A 627-nucleotide genomic window follows, 5' to 3' on the forward strand; every position below is an offset into this window, starting at 1 on the left:
CACCAAACAATAGGTTATGTGAGGTATTGGCAGTATCGAATGTATAGGCCAGCTGGTTGTCCGTGGTCCAGTTATTCATGTTCTCATCCGTGGTATAGGCGACGCGATTGAGAACCGTGTCACTACCTTCTACAAACCCTCTATTATACATATTGCGTTGCTGCGCTTCGGCATCGGTATAGCGCGTGATGTGTTTAAAGGTCAACTGATCATTGATGTCCCAATTGACGGTGACGCTTGGCATGAATACTTCTTTACTAAAGCGATTCCATTTATCGCCTGCATAGGCATCACTACCCAATTTGCCATAGCTTGCCTTGTAGACAGTGCCCACAGCAGGCAATGGGGTAGAGGGCACCATCTCTGGATCGTCTTGATAAAACAGGTTGGCAAGTACAGACACATCATCAGTCGCCTGCCACTCAAGCGACGGGTTAATCAACAATCGCTCTTCTTCTGTGGTCTGCATCTGACCATCTTTTTGTCGCTTCAACGCCACCAACCGATAGTTCAGCGTATCTGTGATAGGGCCTGTGCTATCGACGGCCACTTCTTTTAGATTTTGGTTACCCAGTCGTAGCTGTACTTCATTTTCTTGCGTACCTTTAGGGGCTTTGGCGACTTGAT

1 pseudogene is annotated in these 627 nt (G+C 47.4%); it reads right to left on the reverse strand.

The features are described from left to right. A pseudogene (locus ACS8FC_RS18725) lies at positions 1–627 on the reverse strand (TonB-dependent siderophore receptor); the annotation flags it as partial.

The organism is Psychrobacter sp. 1Y4 (assembly GCF_051847555.1).